This window comes from Pseudomonas sp. FP603 (assembly GCF_030687415.1).
GTDB lineage: Bacteria > Pseudomonadota > Gammaproteobacteria > Pseudomonadales > Pseudomonadaceae > Aquipseudomonas > Aquipseudomonas wuhanensis.
In genome coordinates, this window is sequence record NZ_CP117431.1 from 4,871,320 (window position 1) to 4,893,362 (window position 22,043).

Here is a 22,043-nt window from a genome sequence, read left to right on the forward strand (position 1 = left end):
ATTTTAGGGGCCGCTACGCAGCCCAGCGCGAGCAAGCTCGCTCGCCACAAGTGAACAGCATTGCGCTGCGAGGCACCGTTTTCCTTTAACCGAGATGACTTATGAAAACGCCCCACACGTTCTCCGCCCTGGCGCTGACCGCTTTGCTCGCCGGTCTGCTGCCCGGCACAGCCCAGGCCGCAACCCCGCCAGCCCCCGGCAAGGTGTTCAAGGACTGCAAAGACTGTCCGGAAATGGTCGTACTGCCCGCCGGCCGCTACAGCATGGGCACGCCAGCGGATGAAGTCGGCCACCAGCCCGATGAAGGCCCGCTGCATGAAGTGACCTTCACCCGCCCTTTCGCCATCAGCCGCTTCCAGGTACTGGCCGGCGAATGGGACGCGTACGTGCGCGTCACCGGCAACACCCCCGCCGACTTCGACGATCGGCCAGGCCGTCGCTGCACGGCCGGCAAACCCAGCTTCAAACAGACCGCGCGCCACCCTGCGGTGTGCATGAACGTGGCCGAAGCCGAGGGCTACATTGCCTGGCTGTCGAAGAAAACCGGTCATGCCTATCGCCTGCCCAGCGAGTCGATCCGTGAGTACGCCGCCCGCGCCGGCAGCACCGGGTCTTTCCCGTTTGCGTTCGATGAAGGCGCCGACTACCAGATCTCGAAAAACGCCAACACCTACGGCGCCGCCGACGGCTACAACTTCACCTCCCCGGCCGGCACGTTCCCGGCCAACGCCTTTGGCGTGTTCGACATGCACGGCAACGTGTACGAGTGGGTCGCCGATTGCTACCGCGAAGACTACGTCGGCGTACCCACCGACGGCAGCCCATGGCTGGAACAGAACTGCAAACGCCAGGTGATGCGCGGCAACGACTGGGGGGAGGCGCCAGTGTTTTCCCGCTCCGGCAATCGCAACAGCAGCCTGCCCACCAGCAGCGGCGACTGGCTGGGGTTTCGCGTAGTGCGTGAGCTCTGAATCCTTTGTGGCGAGGGGGCTTGCCCTGATGCTGGTCAGTTCAGCCGTGAAACCTGTGGGAGCGGGCTTGCCCGCGATGACGGCGGTACAGTCAACATTTAAGTCGCCTGACGCACCGCTTTCGCGGGCAAGCCCGCTCCCACAGGGATTTCGCTCACCACAGGCCTGGTGACTAACCGGCAATTACCCTCTGCAGCCGTTTAAATAAAGTCCCCGACCATTCGTTTTCCTTAAGTACCGGCACTCCCTCCGCATCGAAGCAGGAATCCTCCATGACCAAGCCAACGCGTGGGGCGATCAACGAATTGTTCGCCCTGCTCAAGCCCTTCCGCCTGATCGTCTCTGTGTCCATCATGCTCGGCATGATCGGTGGCCTGAGCGTCACCGTGTTGCTGGCGACCATCAACAATGCCCTGCACTCCGCCGATGGCCTGACCCGCACCGTGGTGATGATTTTCGCCGGGCTGTGCGTGCTGGCGCTGCTGACCTCGATTTTGTCCGACATCGGCACCAATTATGTCGGTCAGCACATCATCGCCAGGCTGCGCAAAGAGCTGGGGGAGAAAGTGCTGTCAGCCCCCATAGACCAGATCGAGCGCTACCGCAGCCACCGATTGATCCCGGTGCTGACCCATGACGTGGACACCATCAGCGATTTCGCCTTCGCCTTCGCGCCGTTGGCGATTTCCCTGACCGTGACCCTGGGTTGCCTCGGCTATCTGGCCCTGCTGTCGTGGCCGATGTTTCTGATGATGCTGGTGGCCATCGCCATCGGCACCACCATCCAGGCCATCGCCCGGGCCAAGGGCATGCGCGGTTTCTACGCAGCACGAGATTCCGAAGACGAGCTGCAAAAGCACTACAACGCCATCGCCGAAGGGGCCAAGGAACTGCGCATCCACCGGCCACGGCGTCAGCGCATGTTCGTGTCCGGCATCCAGAAAACCGCCGAGAAAATCTGCGACACCCAGATCCGCTCGATCAATACCTTCGTCATTGCCAAATCGTTCGGCTCGATGTTGTTCTTCGTGGTCATTGGCCTGGCGCTGGCCCTGCAATCGTTCTGGCCCAGTTCCGACAAAGCCGTGATGAGCGGTTTTGTGTTGGTGCTGCTGTACATGAAAGGGCCGCTGGAACATTTGGTCAGCACGCTGCCAATCATCAGCCGGGCGCAGATTGCGTTTCGCCGGATCGCCGAACTCAGCGAACAGTTTTCCTCCCCGGAACCGCACCTGCTGCTGGAAGATCAGGGCCATAAACCCGGCCCGGTCCACAGCCTGGAACTGAGCAACGTGCGTTACGCCTTCCCCCCTGTGGAAGGCAGCGAGCCCTTCCGCCTCGGGCCGGTCAACCTGCGCATCCAACAAGGCGACATTGTGTTTATCGTCGGTGAGAACGGCTGTGGCAAAACCACGCTGATTAAACTGCTGCTGGGTCTTTATGCGCCCACCGAAGGCGAGATCCGCGTCAACGACCAGACGATTACCGCACTCAACCGCGATGACTACCGGCAGAACTTCACCACGATATTTGCCGACTATTACCTGTTCGATGACCTGATTCAGGGCGACCGCCAAGTGCCGCAGGATGCCACGCGCTACCTCGAACGCCTGGAGATCGCGCACAAGGTCAGCGTGCGCGACGGCGCGTTCAGCACCACCGATCTTTCCACCGGTCAGCGCAAACGCCTGGCACTGGTCAATGCCTGGCTCGAAGAACGGCCGGTGCTGGTGTTCGATGAATGGGCGGCCGATCAGGACCCGACCTTCCGCCGCATCTTCTACACCGAACTGCTGCCCGACCTGAAGCGCCTGGGCAAGACCATCATCGTGATCTCCCACGATGACCGTTACTTCGACGTCGCCGATCAACTGGTGCGCATGGAGGCCGGCAAGGTCAAAAGCGAACTGCAACCCGCCTGACCAACGAGGCCGTGGCCGATCGGAAAAATAATTTTCCGGTTTGCCGCAGCCTCCTCGTCTTAATGAGATGAATAAGAACCATTACCAACTATACCTGCCAAGGTCTTAACCTCATGTCCGCATCCCGTTTCATGCTTCGACCTCTGACCCGCGCCCTGTTAATGAGCAGCACGACTCGCTCGCGCATGACGTCCACCGGCCTCGGCCTGGCGATGACCCTGGCCATGACGCCCTATGTCCAGGCCCAGGAATGGACCCTGAACATCCCGGCCCAGCCATTGGCTCAGGCGCTGCAGACGCTCGGTCAACAGACCAACCTGCAAATCATCTACAGCCCCGAGAGCATCCAGAACCTGCGTTCCAGTGCCCTCAACGGCCGCTACCAGGAAGATGATTCGCTCAGCGCGATGCTCAAAGGCACCGGGTTGCGCCATCAGCGCGACGGCAACACGGTCACGCTGCTGGCACCGGCCACCGGCAGTGCGATGGAACTGGCACCGACCAGCATCAACGGTCAGCGGTTGGGCGCGACCACCGAAGGCAGCAACTCCTACACCACCGGCGCGGTGACCATTGGCAAGGGCGAGCATTCACTCAAGGAAACCCCGCAGTCGATCACCGTCATCACGCGCAAGATGCTCGATGACCAGAACCTGAACACCATCGAACAGGTCATGGAAAAGACCCCGGGCATCACCGTTTACGACTCGCCCATGGGCGGCAAGTATTTCTACTCCCGGGGTTTCCGCATGACCGGCCAGTACCAGTACGACGGCGTGCCGCTGGACATCGGCAGCAGCTACGTACAGGCCGACGCCTTCAGCAGCGACATGGCGATCTATGATCGGGTCGAAGTGTTGCGCGGCGCAGCCGGGATGATGAAAGGCGCAGGCGGCACCGCGGGCGGCGTGAACTTCGTGCGCAAGCGCGGCCAGGACACCCCGCACACGCAACTGTCGCTGTCCGCCGGCACCTGGGACAACTACCGTGGCCAGGTCGACACTGGCGGCCCGCTGAACGATGCCGGCACCATTCGTGGCCGGGCCGTGGTCACCCAGCAGACCCGTCAGTATTTCTATGATGTGGGCGAGCGCAGGGATCAGATCTACTACGGCGCCCTGGACTTTGACCTGAGCGACTACACCACCCTGGGCCTGGGCATGGCCTATGAAGACGTCGATGCCACCCCATGCTGGGGCGGCCTGCCCCGCTACGCCGATGGCAGCGACCTGAAGCTCTCTCGCTCCACGTGCCTGAACACCGCCTGGAACAACCAGCGCAGCAAGCGGGCCACTTACTTTGGCGATCTGAAACACGAGTTCAACGACAACTGGGCGCTGAAGGTTGCGGGGGTTTACTCGAAAAACACCCAGGACATGGAATACGCCTTCCCCAGCGGTTCGGTACCGGTTGGCGCCACCAGCACCAATACCCCGATGATCGGCAGCATCTTTGACTACGATCAGGTCGACTACGGCCTCGACGCTTATGTGGACGGCAAGTTCGACGCATTTGGCCAAGAGCACGAGCTGATCGTCGGCGCCAACGCCAGCCGCTCCCACAAAGATGACTTCTACGCCGTGGCCCTCCTGCCTGATAGTCAGAATGTGCTGAACCCCAACCATCACCTGCCCCAGCCGGATGAAAGTTTCTACCTGGCCAACGCCACCCGGGGTGGTCCGGTAGACATGCGGATCAAGCAATATGGCGCCTATTCCACGGCACGCCTGAAACTGGCCGATCCGCTGACCTTCGTACTGGGCAGCCGCGTCAGTTGGTACAAGTCCGAAACCGACTCCGTCTCGTTCTGGCGCGGCGAAGGCACGCCGATCAGTTCCGAGGCCAAGGAAACCGGGCAAGTCACCCCGTTCGCCGCGCTGCTGTTCGACATCAACGACAACCTGACCGTCTACACAAGCTACGCGGATATCTTCACCCCGCAAGGCAACTACAAGACCATCACCGGTACGACCCTCAAGCCATTGATCGGCCAGAGCTATGAACTGGGGATCAAGGGTGAATGGTTCGACGGTCGCCTGAACAGCTCCTTCAACCTGTTCCGCACCGTCCAGAAAGACGCAGCCCAGGATGACCCGGCCTGCCCGGACAGCACCTGCTCGCAGAACTCCGGCAAAGTGCGCGCCCAAGGCTTCGAAGCTGAAGTCAGCGGTGAAGTCATTGACCGCCTGCAGTTGCTGGCCGGCTACACCTACACCCAGACCAAGGTGCTGGAAGACGCCGACGCCAGTCAGGACGGTGTGTCATATAACTCGTATGTGCCACGCCACCTGCTGCGCGTGTGGGGCGATTACGCCCTCAGCGGTCCGCTGGAACGTGTCACCGTCGGTGCTGGCGTCAATGCCCAAAGCAGCAACTACCGCGTCTCGCCGAGCAGCGGCAACAACATCACCCAGGCTGGCTATGCGGTCTGGAACGGTCGCATCGGCTACCGCATCGACGACACCTGGTCCGTGGCACTGAACGGCAACAACCTGTTCGACAAGCGCTACTACGCCACGGTCGGTTCCGAAGGTTGGGGTAACTTCTACGGTGAACCGCGCAACTTCGTGATGTCGGTCAAGGCTGACTTCTGATTGCAGCAAAAATGAAAACGCCCCGCATTTGCGGGTAATGCTGTTCACTTAAGCATTTGAGTCTCAGCTGGGCTTATCCGAAAATCCGATGCCAGATATCTGGCATCGGATTTTTTATGTCTGTTCAACAGGACCTGCTCGACCTCGGCGACCTTTTCAACTTCTGCGACCTGAGCACCTTCATCCAAAACATCCCCATAGAGTGGGTCGCGTCTGCGCTGGATCTTTCCAGTCAGGCCACCATTCGTCGACGTCGCCTGCCCGCTGACCAAGTGCTTTGGCTGGTGCTCGGCATGGCGCTGTTTCGTGATGAACCGGTTCACGAAGTGGCCAGACGTTTGAACATCTGCGCCCAAGGCCTGGCCTCTGACCACCTGTTGGCCCGTAGCGGTCTGACCGAAGCGCGTAAGCGGCTCGGCGCCGATCCCGTTGAGTGGCTGTTCCGCAAGACGGGAACCCAATGGGGGCGGAGCGCTATGACGGTGACGCCTGGCAGGAACTGCAGGTGTTCGCAGTGGACGGAGCACTCTTGCGCACCCCGGATACGCCCGAGCTTCGGGACCACTTCGGGTCGGGAAACACCCCGAGCGACCGCCAGACTCCGTTTCCCATGCTGCGCCTGGTGGCGTTGATGAATGTACGTTCGCACGTGATCCTGGATGCGCAATTGAGCCCTTACCGACGCAGTGAAATGCGCTTGGCCGACGAGTTCCTGCAGCAGATCCCCGATCACTCGGTGACGTTGTTCGACAAAGGATTCTGGGGGGCCGAACTGCTGTCGAGCCTGAGCAGTGCTGGTAGCAACCGTCATTGGTTGATCCCGGCAAAAAAAGGAATGGTCTGCGAAGAAGTGACCCGCTACAGCCAGCACGATCGTTGGGTGCGCATGAAAGTCTCGCCGCAGGCCAGGAAGCGAAACCCGACCCTTCCAACGCATTGGGAGGCCCGCGAAGTCAGTTATGAAATTCAAGGCAAGCTAAAGACCGTCATGACGTCATTGCCGGCTAACGCCTACAACGCCAAGGCCGTGGCCAAGCTGCATCAGGAACGCTGGGAGATCGAATTGGGCTTCAGGGACATCAAGAGCTCGATGCAGCAGAACGCAGTGACCTTGCGTAGCAAAAAAGTCGACTTGGTCTATCAGGAGGTTTGGGGACTTTTGTTGGTTTATAACGTGATTCGTCGGGAAGCCCGCCAGGCGGCGGTGGCGTTTGGCCGAGCCCCCTCGGACATTCGTTTCAAACCGGCTTGCCAGTACATTGCCGTGCAACTGATAGTGATGGCAGCGGCCAACCCGATTTCAGCCACAGGCAGACGATTGGCAGAGTTAAGGGCAGGTATCGGAGGATTGTTTCTGGATCACCGTCCAAGACCTTCAAGGCCAAGGACGGTGAAAATATCAAAGACCCGGTTTCCAGTAGACCGTAAGGCTGCTCCGCTTAAGTGAACAGCATTACGCATTTGCGGGGCGTTTTTTTGTGCCTGTTTTGATCGTTCCCACGCTCTGCGTGGGAATGCCTCAACGGACGCTCTGCGTTCGGCTCTGGAAGGGACGCGGAGCGCCCCGGGCTGCATTCCCACGCGGAGCGTGGGAACGATCAAACAAAAGATCGCCCGCCCTTAACCGATCGTTCCCACGCTCTGCGTGGGAATGCCTCAACGGACGCTCTGCGTTCGGCTCTGGAGGGGACGCGGAGCGCCCCGGGCTGCATTCCCACGCTCTGCGTGGGAATGCCTCAACGGACGCTCCGCGTTCGGCTCTGGAGGGGACGCGGAGCGTCCCGGGCTGCATTCCTACGCAGAGCGTGGGAACGATCAACGGCTTAACTGGTTGATCAGTTCAAATGCCGACTCAACGCACGGCTCAAGCTTTCATGCACGCTCAGCACATCCGGCATCACCGAGGCCAATCTGAGCAGGTCATGGGTCAGGCCCGGGCACTGTTCGAGTTCGACACTCACCCCCTGCGCGCGCAGTTTATCGACGTAGGCCTGGCCTTCATCGAGCAACGGATCGAACCCGGCCAGCAGCACAATCGCCGGCGCCACACCGCGCAGGTCCTCAGCCAGCAACGGTGAGAAGCGCCAGTCCAGCAGGTCTTCGGGGCTGCGGGCGTAGTGTTGGTAAAACCAGTCCAGCGTGTCGTTCTCCAGCAAATACCCTTCACTGAACAACAAGCGCGAATCGTGAGCGCGCGAGGCATCAGTGACCGGATAACACAACAACTGCACCTTGGGGACGATGGCCACAGTGTGTGGCTGAACCACCGCTTGCAAGGCCAACACCGTCGCCAGCGTGGCACCGGCACTGTCGCCGCCGAACGCGACGCGACCGACATCCAGCCCCAGGGCCAGCGCCTGTTCCGCCAGCCAAAACAAGGCGTCTTCACCGTCCTCCAGCGCCGTCGGGAAACGGTGCTCCGGCGCCAGCCGATAGCCCACGGACAACACCGCGCACGGGGTGCGTCGGCAGAATTCGCGGCAGACTCCGTCATGGGAATCCAGGCTGCCCACTACAAAACCACCACCATGGAAGTACACCAGCACCGGTATCGGTGCCGTCGCCCCGCTCGGCCGATACAACCGCAACGCCAGCGGCGCACCGTCCCGAGCCGGGGTATTGATCTCCAGCACGTCAAGATCCTGAGGGGCATCCCAGCGCAACTGCGCGGTGGTCTGTTCGAAGATCGCCCGGGCCTCGACCGGGGTCAGTTGATGCAGCGCCGGCTGGCCTGCGTCCTGGCCGTCTTGCGCCAGGTCGAGGAAGGCTTCCAGATCAGGGTGTAACGACATCGAAAAATCCTTCTATCCACCAAAAAAGGCGTCAGTAAAAGGGGCGCGTCAGCAAAAAGTGACAACGCCCCCCGGCAATGATTAAAACCCCGGCACTCAGCCCACCCGTGCCATGCAATGCTCGATCAACGCTTCAAGCTCGCGTTGATAATCCTGCATGAACCGCTCCATGGTGCTGGCCCGATAACGCTGGGTGCTGTAGATACAACGCAGCGCCAATTGGCCGTCATACACCTGGCCGACAACCTCCAGCCAGTTGCCCAGATTGGCCTGCAGGCTGTAGTTGTCGCCGGTTTCTTCCAGCGCCGGCACCAGTAGGGCCTGCTCGTCGAAGCTCTGATCGAACTGCCCCAGATAGTTGAACGTCACCCGTGCCTGCCGCAGATCGGCCAATTGGCGGGCCAGTTGCGGGCCGGCCAGGTGACGCAATACGCCGTAGCCGATGCCCTTCTGCGGGATGGCCGCCAACTGCGCCTGCACATTGACGATTGACGCACCGATGTCCGTGCTGTCGGGGGTGAGCCGGACCGGGAACATGCTGGTGAACCAGCCCAGGCTGCGACTCAGGTCGATGTTCTCGAACAGGTCCTCGCGACCATGCCCTTCCAGCAAAATCAGCGCCGACGGCTGTTCGCTCCAGCGACACAACGCCCGGCTCAGGGCCGCCAGCAGCAAATCGTTGATCTGCGTGCGATAGACCGCCGGCGCCTGTTTGAGCAACTGCTCGGTGTGCTCGCGAGACAACTTGAGCCGCGCCTGGGCCTGGTGACGCACCTGATTCTTGCCGCGACGGTTGTCGCACGGCAGGTCGACGCCCGGCTGATCCAGTTGCTCCAGCCAGTAGCCCAATTCCTGCTCGGCAATCACCGGCGCCTGCGCCTGCAATGCTTCGGCAAATGCGCGATAGCTGCTGGTGCGGATCGGCAGTCGCGGTTCGACGCCCATCACGCAGGCCTCGTAGGCCACCTTCAAGTCATCGAGCAAAATCCGCCACGATACGGTGTCGACCACCAGATGGTGGATGACCATCAACAGCCGCGCCTGGCCGTCCGGCAAGGCGATGTGCACCACACGCCAGGCCGGTCCATCGTCGAGTTTGAGGCTGCGCTGAGTCAGGTTGGCCAAGGCTTCGACCTGCTCACTGCTCTCGACCTCGCGGCGCCACAGCACCGGCTCGCGGCGTTCGGTCGGTGCGGCATAGCGCTGCAACCAACGCCCGCCTTCCTGACAGAAACGCAGGCGCAAGGTGTCGTGATGGTTTTCGATCCAGCCCAGCGCCTGTTCCAGGGCATCCAGATCCAGCGTCTGACGTGCACTCAGCAAAAACGACTGGTTGTAGTGATGAGACTCGGCCATGCCCTCGGCAAAGAACCACTCCTGAATCGGCAGCAGATTGAACAACCCTTCACTGGCCACATGGGTGAGGTCCACCGACGGTTGCGCGGTGCCCGCCTTCACCACGTCCTGTTCGACGATACCGGCGATGGTCTGGTAGCGCATCAGATCGCGCAGCTTGAGTTCCATCTGCAAGGTCGGGTGGTTCCTGACCCGGGAAATCACTTGCAGACTCAGGATCGAGTCGCCGCCCAGTTCGAAGAAGTTGTCGCTGATACCGACCTGCTCCACCTGCAACACCTGCGACCAGATGTCCGCCAGCAGTTGTTCCTGCTGATTACGCGGGGCGACGTATTCCTCGCTTTTGAATTCCGGCTCGGGCAATGCCTTGCGGTCGAGCTTGCCGTTGGGGGTGATCGGGAAGGCACTGAGGCAGACGATCTGCGCCGGCACCATGTATTCCGGCAAGGTGCTGCGCAGTCCGGCCTTGAGTTCATCGCCCAACTCCTGCCCGGCCTCGGTGACGACGTAACCGATCAGTTGCTTGCCGGAAGCATTGTCCCGGGCGATCACCAAAGCGTCGCTGACCTGCGCCAGTTGCCGCAGGCTGGCCTCGACTTCACCCAGCTCGATACGGAACCCGCGCACCTTGACCTGATGGTCGATGCGACCGACGTAATCGACCACGCCATCCTGGCGCAAACGCACCAGGTCGCCGGTGCGGTACAGCCGCTCGCTGCCGGCAAACGGGTTGGGCACGAAGCGTTCGCAGGTCAGGTCCGCCCGGCCGTGATAACCACGGGCAACCCCGTAGCCACCGATGTACAACTCGCCGGCAAAACCTGGCGGCAGCGGATTCAGCTCCTCATCCAGCACATACAGCGAACGCGCGCCCACCGCCCGGCCGATCGGCGCATAAGCCGCTTCACACTGCTGGCTCACCGGCACTTTCCACAGCATCGGCGTGACCACGGTTTCCGTCGGGCCATAGCCGTTGGTGAAGTACTCGGGACGCAGCGCCGCCTTGACCTGTTCGAAAGTCTGGTCCGGCACCGCGTCGCCGCCGAAGCAATAGATGCGCACCGGTGGCGGTGCAATTCCGCTGGCTGCGGCGTACTCGGCCAGTTGCTTGAGGTAGGCTGGCGGGAAGCAGGCGATGGTCACGCCATATTCGTGCAGTGCCTGGTAGGTTTGCTCCGGCGTCCACAGGCAACCGTCCCGCACCACCAGCCGGCCGCCGCTGTACAGCGTGCTCAACCAGCGTTCGTGGGCACCGTCGAAGGCGAACGACATGAAGTGCAACTCGCAACTGCGGGTGTCCATTTCATACAGTTTGGCGATGGCCTGACAGTGCATGCTCAGCGGTCCCTGGGTAACCGCCACGCCTTTTGGCCGCCCGGTAGAACCCGAGGTGTAAACCAGATAAGCCAGCCCGTGCTCCAACACCCGGCACTGCGGCGTCTCATCGGAATAACGCGACTCGTCGAGGTGATCCAGCTCAAGGCGCAACAGGCCCTCGGGCGCCGGTAACGTCGTTCGCAAACTGCTCCGGGTCAGCAGCAGCGCCATGCCCGAATCTTCGATCATGTACGCCAGACGCTCCGGCGGATAATCGATGTCCAGCGGCACATACGCCGCGCCGCTTTTGAGCACGGCGAGGAAGCTGACGACCATTTCCAGCGAACGCGGCAGGGCCACGCCGATCACCACTTCCGGCCCTGCGCCGTGTTCGATCAGGCAGTGGGCCAGACGATTGGCCCGGCGTTCCAGTTCGCCGTAACTCAGGCTCAACCCGGCGCATTGCACCGCAATGGCCTCGGGCTGACTCAGTGCGTGTCGGCTGATCAGCTCCGGCAACAGTTGCGGTTGATGCTCCGCCGGCGGTTCGGCGCTCCAGGTTTGCATCGCCTGCCATTGCTCGAGCGACAGACGCTGCAGGTTACCCAGGCGTTCGTAAGGCGCGCGCATCATCGCCTCAAGGGTGTTTTCCAGGGTCAGGCGAATTCCTTCCACCGCCTCGGCACTGAAGTGGCTGCGCAGGTACAGGTATTCGATCGACAGTTCGTCGCCGAGCGTCACTGCCAGGTCCATCGGCACGTTCGTCACGTCATGGCCGATGGATTTGCCGAAGCTCAGGCCGGTGTCGTTGTCCTCTTGCAGGCGGTCGTCGATCGGGTAGTTCTCGAACACGATGATGCTGTCGAACAGCGCCTGCCCGCCCAGGCCGGACCAGCGTTGCACGTCCGCCAACGGCACCTGGGAGTGGTCGCGGATATCCAGGTTGTAGGCCTGGATCCGGTTCAGCCAGTCTGCCAGAGGCTGATCCGGTTCCAGCGTCTGAATGATCGGCAAGGTGTTGATGAACAGACCCAGCATGTTGCCGACATTGGGCAAACTCTCGGGACGCCCGGACACCGTGGCACCAAAGGTCACGGTGTTTTTCCCGGTGTAGCGCTGCAACAGCAGCAACCATGCGCCCTGGATCAACGTGTTCGGCGTAATCCGCAGATCGCGGCAGAACTGCAGCAGACGACCGGTCTGTTGCGCGTCCCAATGGGAGTAAATGGCGTTGTGGCCGGGCTCATCGGACACATGCCGTGGATGGATGGCCTGGCTCAACGCCGTCGCCTCGTTGACCGGGGCCAGCCGGGCTTTCCAGAACAGCTCCCGAGCGTCCTGGTCCTGGGCTTGCAACCAGGCGATGAAGTCGCGGTAGCGACCGTTTTCAGCGCTGATTTGCCCCTTGGCGTAGTGCTGGATCACCTCACCAAACAGCCGCGAGCTGCTCCAGCCGTCCATCAGGATGTGATGACTGGTCCAGACCATCCGGTACTGATCTTCAGCGGTGCGAATCAACAACACTCGCTGCAGTGGCGCACGGGTCAGCTCGAAGCCTCGCGCGCGGTCCTCGGCGGCCCGCGCGGCGATGTCCGCCTCGCTGGCGTCGCGATCGCGCCAGTCGAGCACCTGCAAATCGAGCGTCGCCTGACGCTGGACAATTTGCAGCGGTTTGGCCAAGCCATCGTGCCAATGGAAGCTGGTGCGCAGGATAGCCTGACGCTCGATGACCGCCTCCCAGGCCTTGCGCAAACGCTCAACATCCAGACCGCCCACCGGCAAACTGATCTGATTGACGTACAGGCTCGAACCATTGTCCGACAAGGTGTGGAACAGCATGCCCTCTTGCATCGGCGACAGCGGATAGATGTCTTCGATCCGGGACGGGGCGACCGGCAAGGTATCCAGTCGGGACTGATCCAGATGCGCCAACGGGAAGTCCGACGGTGTGACTCCGTGGCTGTCCGGCTGGCAGCAATGCTCGATCAGCAGCTCCAGTTCCCGGGCGTACTCCTCGGCCAGGCGTTCGATGGTCGAGGCGTTGAACATGTGCGTGCTGAACGACCAGCCGACACTCAACTCGCCGCCGTACACCTGACCATTGAGCGTTAGCCAGTTACCCAGCAGCGCATCGTGACTGTGCTCTGCGCCCTTGCCTTCGCCGGCCGGCACAAACAAGGCACCGCTCTGGCTATCGAAGCTGCCATCGAACTGGCCCAGGTAGTTGAAGGTGATACGCGGTGTCGGCAGGTCCCGCAGCGACGCCTGACAAGCCTCGTCCCCCAGATAACGCAGCACGCCGTAACCCAGGCCACGATCCGGAATCGCGCGCAGTTGCTCCTTGATTTGCTTGATCGAGCCGGCCAGCTCCTGGGTCGGGGTCAATTTGACCGGGAACAGGCTGGTGAACCAGCCTACTGTGCGGGTCAGGTCGAGGCCGTCGAACACATCTTCACGACCATGGCCTTCGAGCTGAATCAGCACCGACGACTGTTCGCTCCAACGGGCGATCACCCGTGCCAGCGCCGTCAGCAACAGGTCGTTGACCTGTGTGCGGTAAGCCGCCGGGGTCTGTTGCAGCAGTCGTCGGGTCAAGGTCGGGTTCAGGCGACTGTAAAGCGTCAAGGCATGACGGCTCTGCAGGCTGCCCTGGGGATTATCTTGCGGCAGCGGCGCGCCGTCCGAGCGCTGCGCCTGCCAGTAAGGCAGTTGTCCAAGCAGCGATTCACTGCGGGCGTGACGTTGCAATTGCTCGGCCCAATGCTTGAAGGACGTGGTCTTGGCCGCCAATGCCAACGGTTCGCCGGCCAGTAACTGGCGGTAGCTGCCCTGCAAATCCTCCAGCAGGATCCGCCACGACACACCATCGACCACCAGGTGATGAACGATTAACAACAAGCGCTGTTCGCCCTCGGGCAACTCGAACAACACCGCGCGCAACAACGGACCTTGTTGCAGATCCAGGCTGCGCTGGGCGTGTTCGGCGACGCGTTCCAGGTGGGCGGCATCACTGACCGTTTCCAGCCACAACGGTGACAGGCGCTGTTGTTCCACGGTCCGATAACTTGCCGACCATCTGCATGGGATTTCGGTGAAGCCCAGGCGCAGGCTGTCGTGATGATCGATCAGTGCGTGCAAGGCCTGCTCAAGCGTCGCGGCCAGCAGAGGGGTCAACGGTTTGAGCAACACCGACTGGTTCCAGTGATGACGCTGCGGCAAGGGTTGCTCGAAGAACCATTGCTGAATCGGCAGCAAGGGTGTCTCACCTGTCACCGGGCCTTGATCGGTGGGTGCCAGGGCTTTGCCGAGCTGCGCGACAGTGGCCAGCCCCTGGACGGTCTGCTGCTGGAACAGATCCTTGGGCGTGAAGCTGATGCCCTGCTGACGCGCCCGGCTCACCACCTGAATGGAGATGATCGAGTCGCCGCCCAGGGTGAAGAAGTTGTCGGTCAGGCCAACCCTATCGAGTTTCAGAATGTCCTGCCAGATCCCGGCAATCTGCTGTTCCAGCGCGGTGCGCGGTGCCACGTAATCGCGCTGCAGCGGGTTGGCGTCCGGGGTCGGCAAGGCCTTGCGGTCGAGTTTGCCGTTGGGGGTCAGCGGCAGTTGTTCGATGAACAACCACTGCGCCGGCACCATGTAATCCGGCAGGTGCGCCTTGAGTCCGGCCTTGAGCGCTTCGCTCAGATCGTCCTGCTGTTGCGGGCTCAGATCAGCCTGCGTCGGCACCACATAGGCCACCAGTTGCTGGCCGCTGTGGCCTTCCATCGCCAGCACCACGCCTTCGCGCACGGTGTCGTGGGCCAGCAGGCGCGCTTCGATTTCACCCAGTTCGATACGGAACCCGCGCACCTTGACCTGATGGTCGATGCGGCCGACGTATTCGATCACCCCGTCGTCACGCAAACGGGTCAGGTCGCCGGTGCGGTACATCCGCTCGCCGTCGCTGGCCAGCGGGTTGGGCACAAAGCGTTCAGCGGTCAGGCCCGGACGGAACAGATAGCCACGGGTAATGCCGTCGCCGGCCAGGTACAACTCGGCGGCAACGCCAATCGGTGCGGCCTGCAACTGGGCATCGAGCAGGTGCGCGGTGGTGTTCACCAGCGGCCGGCCGATGTTGGCCTGGCCGCCGGCTGCGCGGCGGGTGCAGGTCGAATAGGTGGTGTCTTCCGACGGCCCGTACAAGTCGTAAACGTGCGCGACCGAGGTCTGCCGGTACAGCGTGTCCACCAGCGCTTGCTTGAGCGGCTCACCCGCAAGATTGATGATGCGCACGCCCTGCGGGATCTGCCCGGTGCGCTGCAACGCCGCGATGGCCGACGGCACGGTGTTGATCAGGCGCACCTGATCGCGCTCCGGCAGGTCCGGCAATTCCAGGGCGTTGCGCGCCATGATGATCGAGCCACCGCGGGCCAGGGTGACGAAAATCTCCCACACTGACAGGTCGAAGCACACCGAGGTCGAAGCCAGCACACCTTGCAGGTCTTGCTCGCTGTACACCTCGCGGGACCAGTGGATCAGCGCCTGCACGTTGCGATGAGCGATCGCCACGCCTTTGGGTTTACCGGTGGAACCGGAGGTGTAAATCACATACGCCAGGTTGGCGGAGTCGATCTCGCCTTCAAGGTTGTGCGGCGCCTGATCGGCAAAGCTCACGCCGCCAGCCTCGACAAACACCACCTGCGCCTGGGTTTCAGGCAACTGCGACAGCAAAGGCTGCTGCGTCAGCAACACCCGCGCCTGGCTGTCGTCGAGCATGTAGGCCACGCGATCCGCCGGGTAGTCCGGGTCCAGCGGCACGTAGGTGCCACCGGCCTTGAGCACCGCCATCAGAGCAATCACCAGCTCAGCGCAACGGGGCATCGCCACGCCGACGCGGACTTCCGCACCGACACCCAGGGTTTGCAGATGACGGGCCAATTGGTTGGCGCGGCGGTTGAGTTCGGCGTAGCTCAGCTCGGCACCAGCATGGCGCAAGGCAATCGCCTGTGGCCGCGCTTCGACCTGGGCTTCAAAGCCCTGATGGATCAAGGCCTGGGCCGGGTATGGCGCGTGATGGTCGTTCCATTCGGCCAGAGTGCGCAGCTCGGTGGCCGGCAACAGGCCGATCTCGCCCAGCACCCGTTGCGGTGCATCGAGAAACTGACGCAGCACTTCTTCCAGATGAGCGGCCAGGTCGACAATACTGCGCTCGGCGAAGTGCTCGGTGAGGTAGTTGAAGTCCAGGCTCAACACCTCGCCGGCACCGGCGATCAGCGTCAGGCCGTAGTTGGTTTGCTCACGGTGTTCGAGACCGCTGAAACGCAACCCGCCCGGATTGGCCTCCAGGGTGTCGGACACCGGGTAGTTTTCAAACACCAGCAACGTGTCGAACAACGCTTCGCCGTTGAGCGCGGCCAGGCGTTGAATGTCTTGCAATGGCGTCTGTTCGTAATCGCGCAGCAGCAGGTTCTTGTCCTGCACGCCGCGCACCCAGTCGCTGACGCTGCAGGTCGCTTGCGGGCTGGCGATCACCGGCAGGGTATTGATGAACAGGCCCAACTGTTGCTCGATGCCCGGCAGGTCCACCGGACGACCGGACACCGTCGCGCCGAACGCGACACTGCTCTGCCCGGTGTAGCGCTGCAACACCAACAGCCACGCGGCTTGCACCAGGCTGTTGAGCGTCACTTGCTGCTGGCGCGAGAAACCGTTGAGGCGCTGGGTGAAGGCTGCGTCAAAGGTCAGCTTATGCACGCCTTTGCCGGGGCCGGGCACGGCTTGCCCGTGGCAGGCCGAGGCCAGCCGCGTCGGCTCGTCCAGTTCAGCCAACTGCCCACGCCAGAAGGCCTGCGCCGCGCCCTTGTCCTGGCGTTGCAGCCAGGCCAGGAAGTCGCGATAACGGCCCTGGGCACTCGACACCGGATGCCCGGCGTAATCCTGCAGCACTTCGCCAAACATCCGCGAGTTGCTCCAGCCGTCCATGAGAATGTGGTGGCAGGTGAAGATCAGGCGATGACGATCATCGGCGGTGCGCAGCAGGCACAGGCGCAGCAGCGGCGGGTTCTGCAAGTCGAAACCGCGTTCGCGATCAGCCAAGGCACGGGCCTCAAGCACGGCTTGCAGATCCGGTTCGGCGCGCACATCCACTTCCGGCATTTCCAGGGTCAGCTGGCGATAGATCACTTGCAGCGGTGTATCGAGGCCGTCGCGGCCCCAGATGAAACCGGCGCGCAGCACTTCATGACGATCCACCACCCGCTGCCAGGCTTGCTGGAAGCGCGGTACATCCAGACCGTCGATATCCAGCAGCATCTGATAGACGTAAGCGCTGGCATCGGCGTCGTACAAGCTGTGGAACAGAATGCCCTGCTGCATCGGCGCCAGCGGGTAAATGTCTTCGATGCGCTGCGCGGCGATCGGCAGGCTGTCGAGGTGAGCCTGAGACAACCCGGCCAGTGGCACATCGGAAGGGGTCAGGCCGCCGCTCGGATGGCTCAGGCAATGGTCGATCAACTCGCCCAGCGCGACTTCATACGCGCGGGCCAGTTTGTTGATGGTTGCCTCTTCGAACACGTCACCGCTGTAGGTCCAGGTCAGGCTCAATTGCCCCTGGTAGACGCGGCCGTCGATGGTCAGCCAGTTGCTCATCGGCGCCTGTTCGTCCTGGCCTGCGCCCTTGTCTTCGGTGGCCGGCACCCACAACGCGCCCTCGTCGAAGTTGTTATCGAACTGGCCCAGGTAGTTGAACGTCACCTTGGGTTGGGACAAACCGCTCAGGGCCGCCTGTGTATCGGCGCTGCCCAGATAACGCAGCACCCCATAGCCGATGCCCTTGTTCGGGATCGAACGCAGTTGTTCCTTGATGCCCTTGATCGACGCTTCGAGGCTGGCCTGCGGCGTGAGGCGCACCGGGAACATGCTGGTGAACCAGCCCACGGTACGGCTCAGGTCGAGGTCGTCGAACAGGTCTTCGCGACCATGCCCCTCGAGCTGCACCAGGGCGCTGTCGGCAGCGGTCCATTCACACAGCACCCGGGCCAGTGCGGTCAGCAGCAAATCGTTGACCTGGGTGCGATAGACCGCCGGTGCCTGTTGCAGCAGCTGCCGGGTGCGCTCGGCGTCCAGACGCGTATCGACGCTGCGCTCGAAGCGGTTCTGCAATTGTCCCTGGGGATTGTCCAGCGGCAAGTCCACCGGTGCTTCGGCCAGTTGCCCGCGCCAGTAATTCAGTTCGGTTTCCAGCCCGGCGCTGCGCGCATAACCTTGCAGACGCTCGCCCCAATCCTTGAACGCGGTGGTCTTGGCCGGCAAGCGCAACGGTGTCCCGGCGCTCAGTTGCTGATAAGCGGTTTGCAGGTCTTCCAGCAGGATCCGCCACGACACACCATCGACCACCAAATGGTGGATCACCAACAGCAGCCGCTGGCTGGCATCGGGCAAGTCCACCAGTGCGGCACGGATCAACGGGCCGGCGCTCAGGTTCAGGCTGCGCTGCAACTCCAGGCACAGCGCCGGCAAGGCCTCGCTGTCTGGCAATGCCACGCTGCGCAGTAGTGCGTTGGGCTGATCGACGGCGGCATGTTCCTGCACCCACTCACCTGCGGTCTGGCGATAGCGCAGACGCAAGGCATCGTGATGCCGTTGCAGATGTTCCAGGGCCTGTTCCAGCGCCGCCGCTTGCAGCGGTTCGGCCGGGGTCAGCAGGATCGACTGGTTCCAGTGCTGACGCTCGGGAATGTCGGTGGCGAAAAAGTACTGTTGAATCGGCGTCAGCACAGCCGTGCCGAGCACATCACCTTGCATCGCCTGCACCGCATCGCTCTGCTGGGCGACGGTGGCCAGGCGTTGCACGGTCTGGTGCTGGAACATGTCCTTGGGCGAGAAGCGGATGCCCGCCTGACGCGCCCGGCTGACCACCTGAATCGAGATGATCGAATCGCCGCCCAATTCGAAGAAATTGTCGTTGAGCCCGACCCGCTCGACTTTCAACACGTCCTGCCAGATCTCCGCCAGGCGTTGTTCGAGTTCGCTGCGCGGTGCCGCATAAGCCTCTTGCACTTGGCTCACATCGGGGTTGGGCAGTTGCTTGCGATCGAGCTTGCCGTTGGCCGTCAGCGGCAGGCGTTCGAGGAATACCCAGCTGACCGGCACCATGTAGTCCGGCAGGGTTTCACGCAATTGCGCCTTGATCGAATCGCGCAGGCTGGCATGGGCGTCCGCTTCCATTGGCTCGCTCGGCACGATCCACGCGGCCAGTTGCTGCCCACTGAGCCCTTCGACCGCCAGCACCACGGCTTCACGCACCGCGTCATGGTTGAGCAATTGGGTTTCGATTTCCCCCAGCTCGATACGGAAACCGCGAATCTTCACCTGGTGGTCGATACGGCCGATGTACTCGATCACACCGTCGCCACGCAGCCGCGCCAGGTCGCCGGTGCGGTACAGGCGTTCGCCGGCCAGAGGGTTGAACGGGTCCGGAACGAAACGGGTGGCGCTCATGCCCGGCTGGTTCAGATACCCCCGCGCAAGCCCGGCCCCGGCGATGTACAACTCGCCGATGCACCCTTGGGGCACCAGGTTCAGCGCGTCATCGAGCAAGTACCACGACAGGTCGACAATCGGCTCGCCGATCGGGCTGCTGTGGCTCTGTTGCAAGTCCGCCATGGACAGCGGACGGTAGGTCACATGCACGGTGGTTTCAGTGATGCCGTACATGTTGATCAGGGTTGGCGCGCGGTCGCCGAAACGTTCGAACCACGGGCGCAGGCTCTGCACTTCCAGCGCTTCACCGCCAAACACCACGTAACGCAGCGCGTGATTGCGCGACGAGGCACTGGCCACTTGCATCAGCGGTTTGAACGCCGACGGCGTCTGGTTCAGCACCGTGACCTGTTCGTCGCAGAGCAAGGTGTAGAAGTCTTCCGGCGAGCGGGTGACATCGTGGGGCACCACCACCAGTTTGCCGCCGTGGAGCAGCGCGCCGAAGATTTCCCAGACCGAGAAATCGAACGCGTAGGAATGGAACAGGGTCCAGCTGTCTTCGGGGCCGAAGCCGAACCAGTGATCGGTGGCGCTGAACAGGCGAATGACATTGCCATGGGGCAGCAACGCGCCCTTGGGCTTGCCGGTGGACCCGGAGGTGTAAATCACATAGGCGAGGTTGTCCGGGTTGGTCCGGCATGGCGGGTTGGCCGTGCTGCTGTCCTGCGGCGCTTGATTCAAGTCCAGGCAAGCCAGCCCCGGAGGAATCGGCAACTGCGCCAGCAGATGCCCTTGAGTCAGCAACAACTCGATCCCGCTGTCCTCGATCATGTAACGCAGACGGTCGTCGGGATAGCTCGGGTCCAGCGGCACATAAGCGCCACCGGCTTTCAGCACGGCGACGATGGCGACGATCATGTCCAGCGAACGTTCCACCGCCACGCCCACCCGCACATCGGGGCCGACGCCACGGGCGATCAGCTGATGCGCCCATTGGTTGGCCCGGCGATTGAGTTCGGCGTAGGTCAGCCGTTGCCCGGCGAACACCACCGCCGGCGCCTCCGGATGACGCTCGGCCTGAGCCTCGATCAACTGATGAATGCACTGGCTGACCGGATGCACCACCGGGCTCGGGTTCCAGTGCGCGAGGAGTTGCTGTTGCTGCGCGTCATCGAGCACTGGCAATTGGGCAATGCGCTGGGTCGGGTCCTGCACGATCGCCCGCAGCAGGTTGCACCAATGCTGCGCCAGACGCTCGATGGTCGCCGGTTCGAACAGGTCGGTGGCGTATTTGAGCACCGCTTCAATGCCATGGGCCTGTTCGGTGGTGTTCAGCACCAGGTCGAACTGCGCGGTTGCGCTTTGCCATTCCAGCGGCTCGATGCTCAACCCGTTCAACCGAGTCTCGACGCTGATCCGACTTTCGGCCTGGTGATTGAACATCACCTGGAACAACGGGCTGTGACTCAGGCTGCGTCCCGGCTCCAGGGCTTCCACCAGTTGTTCGAACGGCAGGTCCTGGTGCGCTTGGGCTTCCTGGGCGGTTTGCCGAACCTGACGCAGCAGATCGACGAAGCTGGCTTGGCCGTCGACATCCGCCTTGAGCACTTGAGTGTTGACGAAGAAACCGATCAGACGCTCGATTTCCACCCGCCCACGGTTGGCCACCGGCACACCGACGCGGATGTCGGCCTGGCCGCTGTAGCGGTGCAGCAAGGCCTGGAACGAGGCCAGCAACAACACAAACAGCGTGACGTTTTCCCGGCGGGCGAAGGCCTTGAGTCCATCGCTCAGGGCCGGGTCCAGAATCAGGTTATGGCTGGCCCCGGCAAAGCTTTGCTCCACCGGCCGCGCACGGTCGGCGGGCAGCTCCAGCACCGGTTGCTCGCCACCGAGCTTTTGTTGCCAGTAGGCCAGTTGACGTTCCTGTTCGCCGGCCTCCATCCACTGCCGCTGCCACAGGGCATAGTCGGCGTATTGAATCGGCAGGGCCGGCAGCCCGGTGTCGTGCCCTAGGTTGAAGCCGGCATACAACTGCACCAGCTCCTCGATCATCACCTGCAACGACCAACCGTCCGAGACGATGTGATGCAGGGTCAGTACCAGCACATTCTCCTGCGGGGAGACTTGCAGCAGGGCCGCGCGCAACAGCGGGCCGGTCTGCAAATCGAAAGCTTTCTGGCTCTGGGTCTGGACGAAGGCCTGGATCGACGCTTGCGGGTTAGCCGCCAGTTCAGGGTTCAGCTCGTGAATATCCAGGGCAAACGAGCCTGCGGGCAGGATCGTTTGCAAGGGTTGCCCGGCGTCTTGAGTGAACACCGTGCGCAAGGTTTCGTGACGTTCGATCAGCGCCTGGACGCTGCGCTGCAACGCGGCCACATCCAGCGGCCCCTGCAAGCGCAGGGCCGTCGGAATGTTATAGGCCGCGCTGTGCGGCGCCCATTGCCAGAGAAACCACTGGCGCTGCTGAGCGTAGGACAGCAACAACGGCTCTTCAGGCGTGCGCTTGAAAACCGGGGCAATGTCAAAAAGGTTGACGCCTTTCTGCTTGAGCAGAACCGCCAGAGCCTTTCTTTGCTTAGCCGAAAGTTGTCCTACCGACTCGATTAACTCTTGCACGCGTTGTTC

5 protein-coding genes and 1 pseudogene are annotated in these 22,043 nt (G+C 62.3%); 4 read left to right on the forward strand and 2 right to left on the reverse strand.

Annotated features, from left to right (window positions below):
* Nucleotides 1-101: 101 nt before the first annotated feature.
* The 4 genes and pseudogenes from PSH65_RS22545 to PSH65_RS22560 all read left to right on the forward strand — a co-directional run bounded on the left by PSH65_RS22545 (nucleotide 102) and on the right by PSH65_RS22560 (nucleotide 6,934).
* A complete protein-coding gene (locus tag PSH65_RS22545; RefSeq protein ID WP_305422449.1) occupies nucleotides 102-971 on the forward strand; it encodes a formylglycine-generating enzyme family protein in 870 nt (289 codons plus the stop codon).
* Between the two features lie 272 nt (nucleotides 972-1,243).
* The gene (locus tag PSH65_RS22550; RefSeq protein ID WP_305422451.1) at nucleotides 1,244-2,893 is read left to right on the forward strand and encodes a cyclic peptide export ABC transporter; all 1,650 of its coding nucleotides are present in this window, start codon (nucleotides 1,244-1,246) and stop codon (nucleotides 2,891-2,893) included.
* A gap of 113 nt (nucleotides 2,894-3,006) precedes the next feature.
* The gene (locus PSH65_RS22555; RefSeq protein WP_305422453.1) at nucleotides 3,007-5,487 is read left to right on the forward strand and encodes a TonB-dependent receptor; all 2,481 of its coding nucleotides are present in this window, start codon (nucleotides 3,007-3,009) and stop codon (nucleotides 5,485-5,487) included.
* A 116-nt stretch (nucleotides 5,488-5,603) separates the two neighbouring features.
* Nucleotides 5,604-6,934, forward strand: a pseudogene (locus tag PSH65_RS22560) (IS4 family transposase).
* Nucleotides 6,935-7,322: 388 nt separating this feature from the next.
* Here PSH65_RS22560 and PSH65_RS22565 read toward each other — a convergent pair.
* Nucleotides 7,323-8,279 carry an alpha/beta hydrolase gene (locus PSH65_RS22565; RefSeq protein ID WP_305422454.1) on the reverse strand — a complete coding sequence of 319 codons (957 nt, stop codon included), beginning with the start codon at nucleotides 8,277-8,279 and terminating at the stop codon, nucleotides 7,323-7,325.
* Nucleotides 8,280-8,375: 96 nt separating this feature from the next.
* Nucleotides 8,376-22,034 carry a non-ribosomal peptide synthase/polyketide synthase gene (locus tag PSH65_RS22570; protein WP_305422455.1) on the reverse strand — a complete coding sequence of 4,553 codons (13,659 nt, stop codon included), beginning with the start codon at nucleotides 22,032-22,034 and terminating at the stop codon, nucleotides 8,376-8,378.
* Nucleotides 22,035-22,043 lie beyond the last annotated feature (9 nt).

What these genes read in the sequence shown, in the direction of transcription:
- PSH65_RS22550 (WP_305422451.1), top strand. Translation starts at nt 1,244, where the DNA reads ATGACCAAGCCAACGCGTGGGGCGATCAACGAATTGTTCGCCCTGCTC.
- PSH65_RS22555 (WP_305422453.1), top strand. Translation starts at nt 3,007, where the DNA reads ATGTCCGCATCCCGTTTCATGCTTCGACCTCTGACCCGCGCCCTGTTA.
- PSH65_RS22565 (WP_305422454.1), bottom strand. Translation starts at nt 8,279, where the DNA reads ATGTCGTTACACCCTGATCTGGAAGCCTTCCTCGACCTGGCGCAAGAC.
- PSH65_RS22545 (WP_305422449.1), top strand. Translation starts at nt 102, where the DNA reads ATGAAAACGCCCCACACGTTCTCCGCCCTGGCGCTGACCGCTTTGCTC.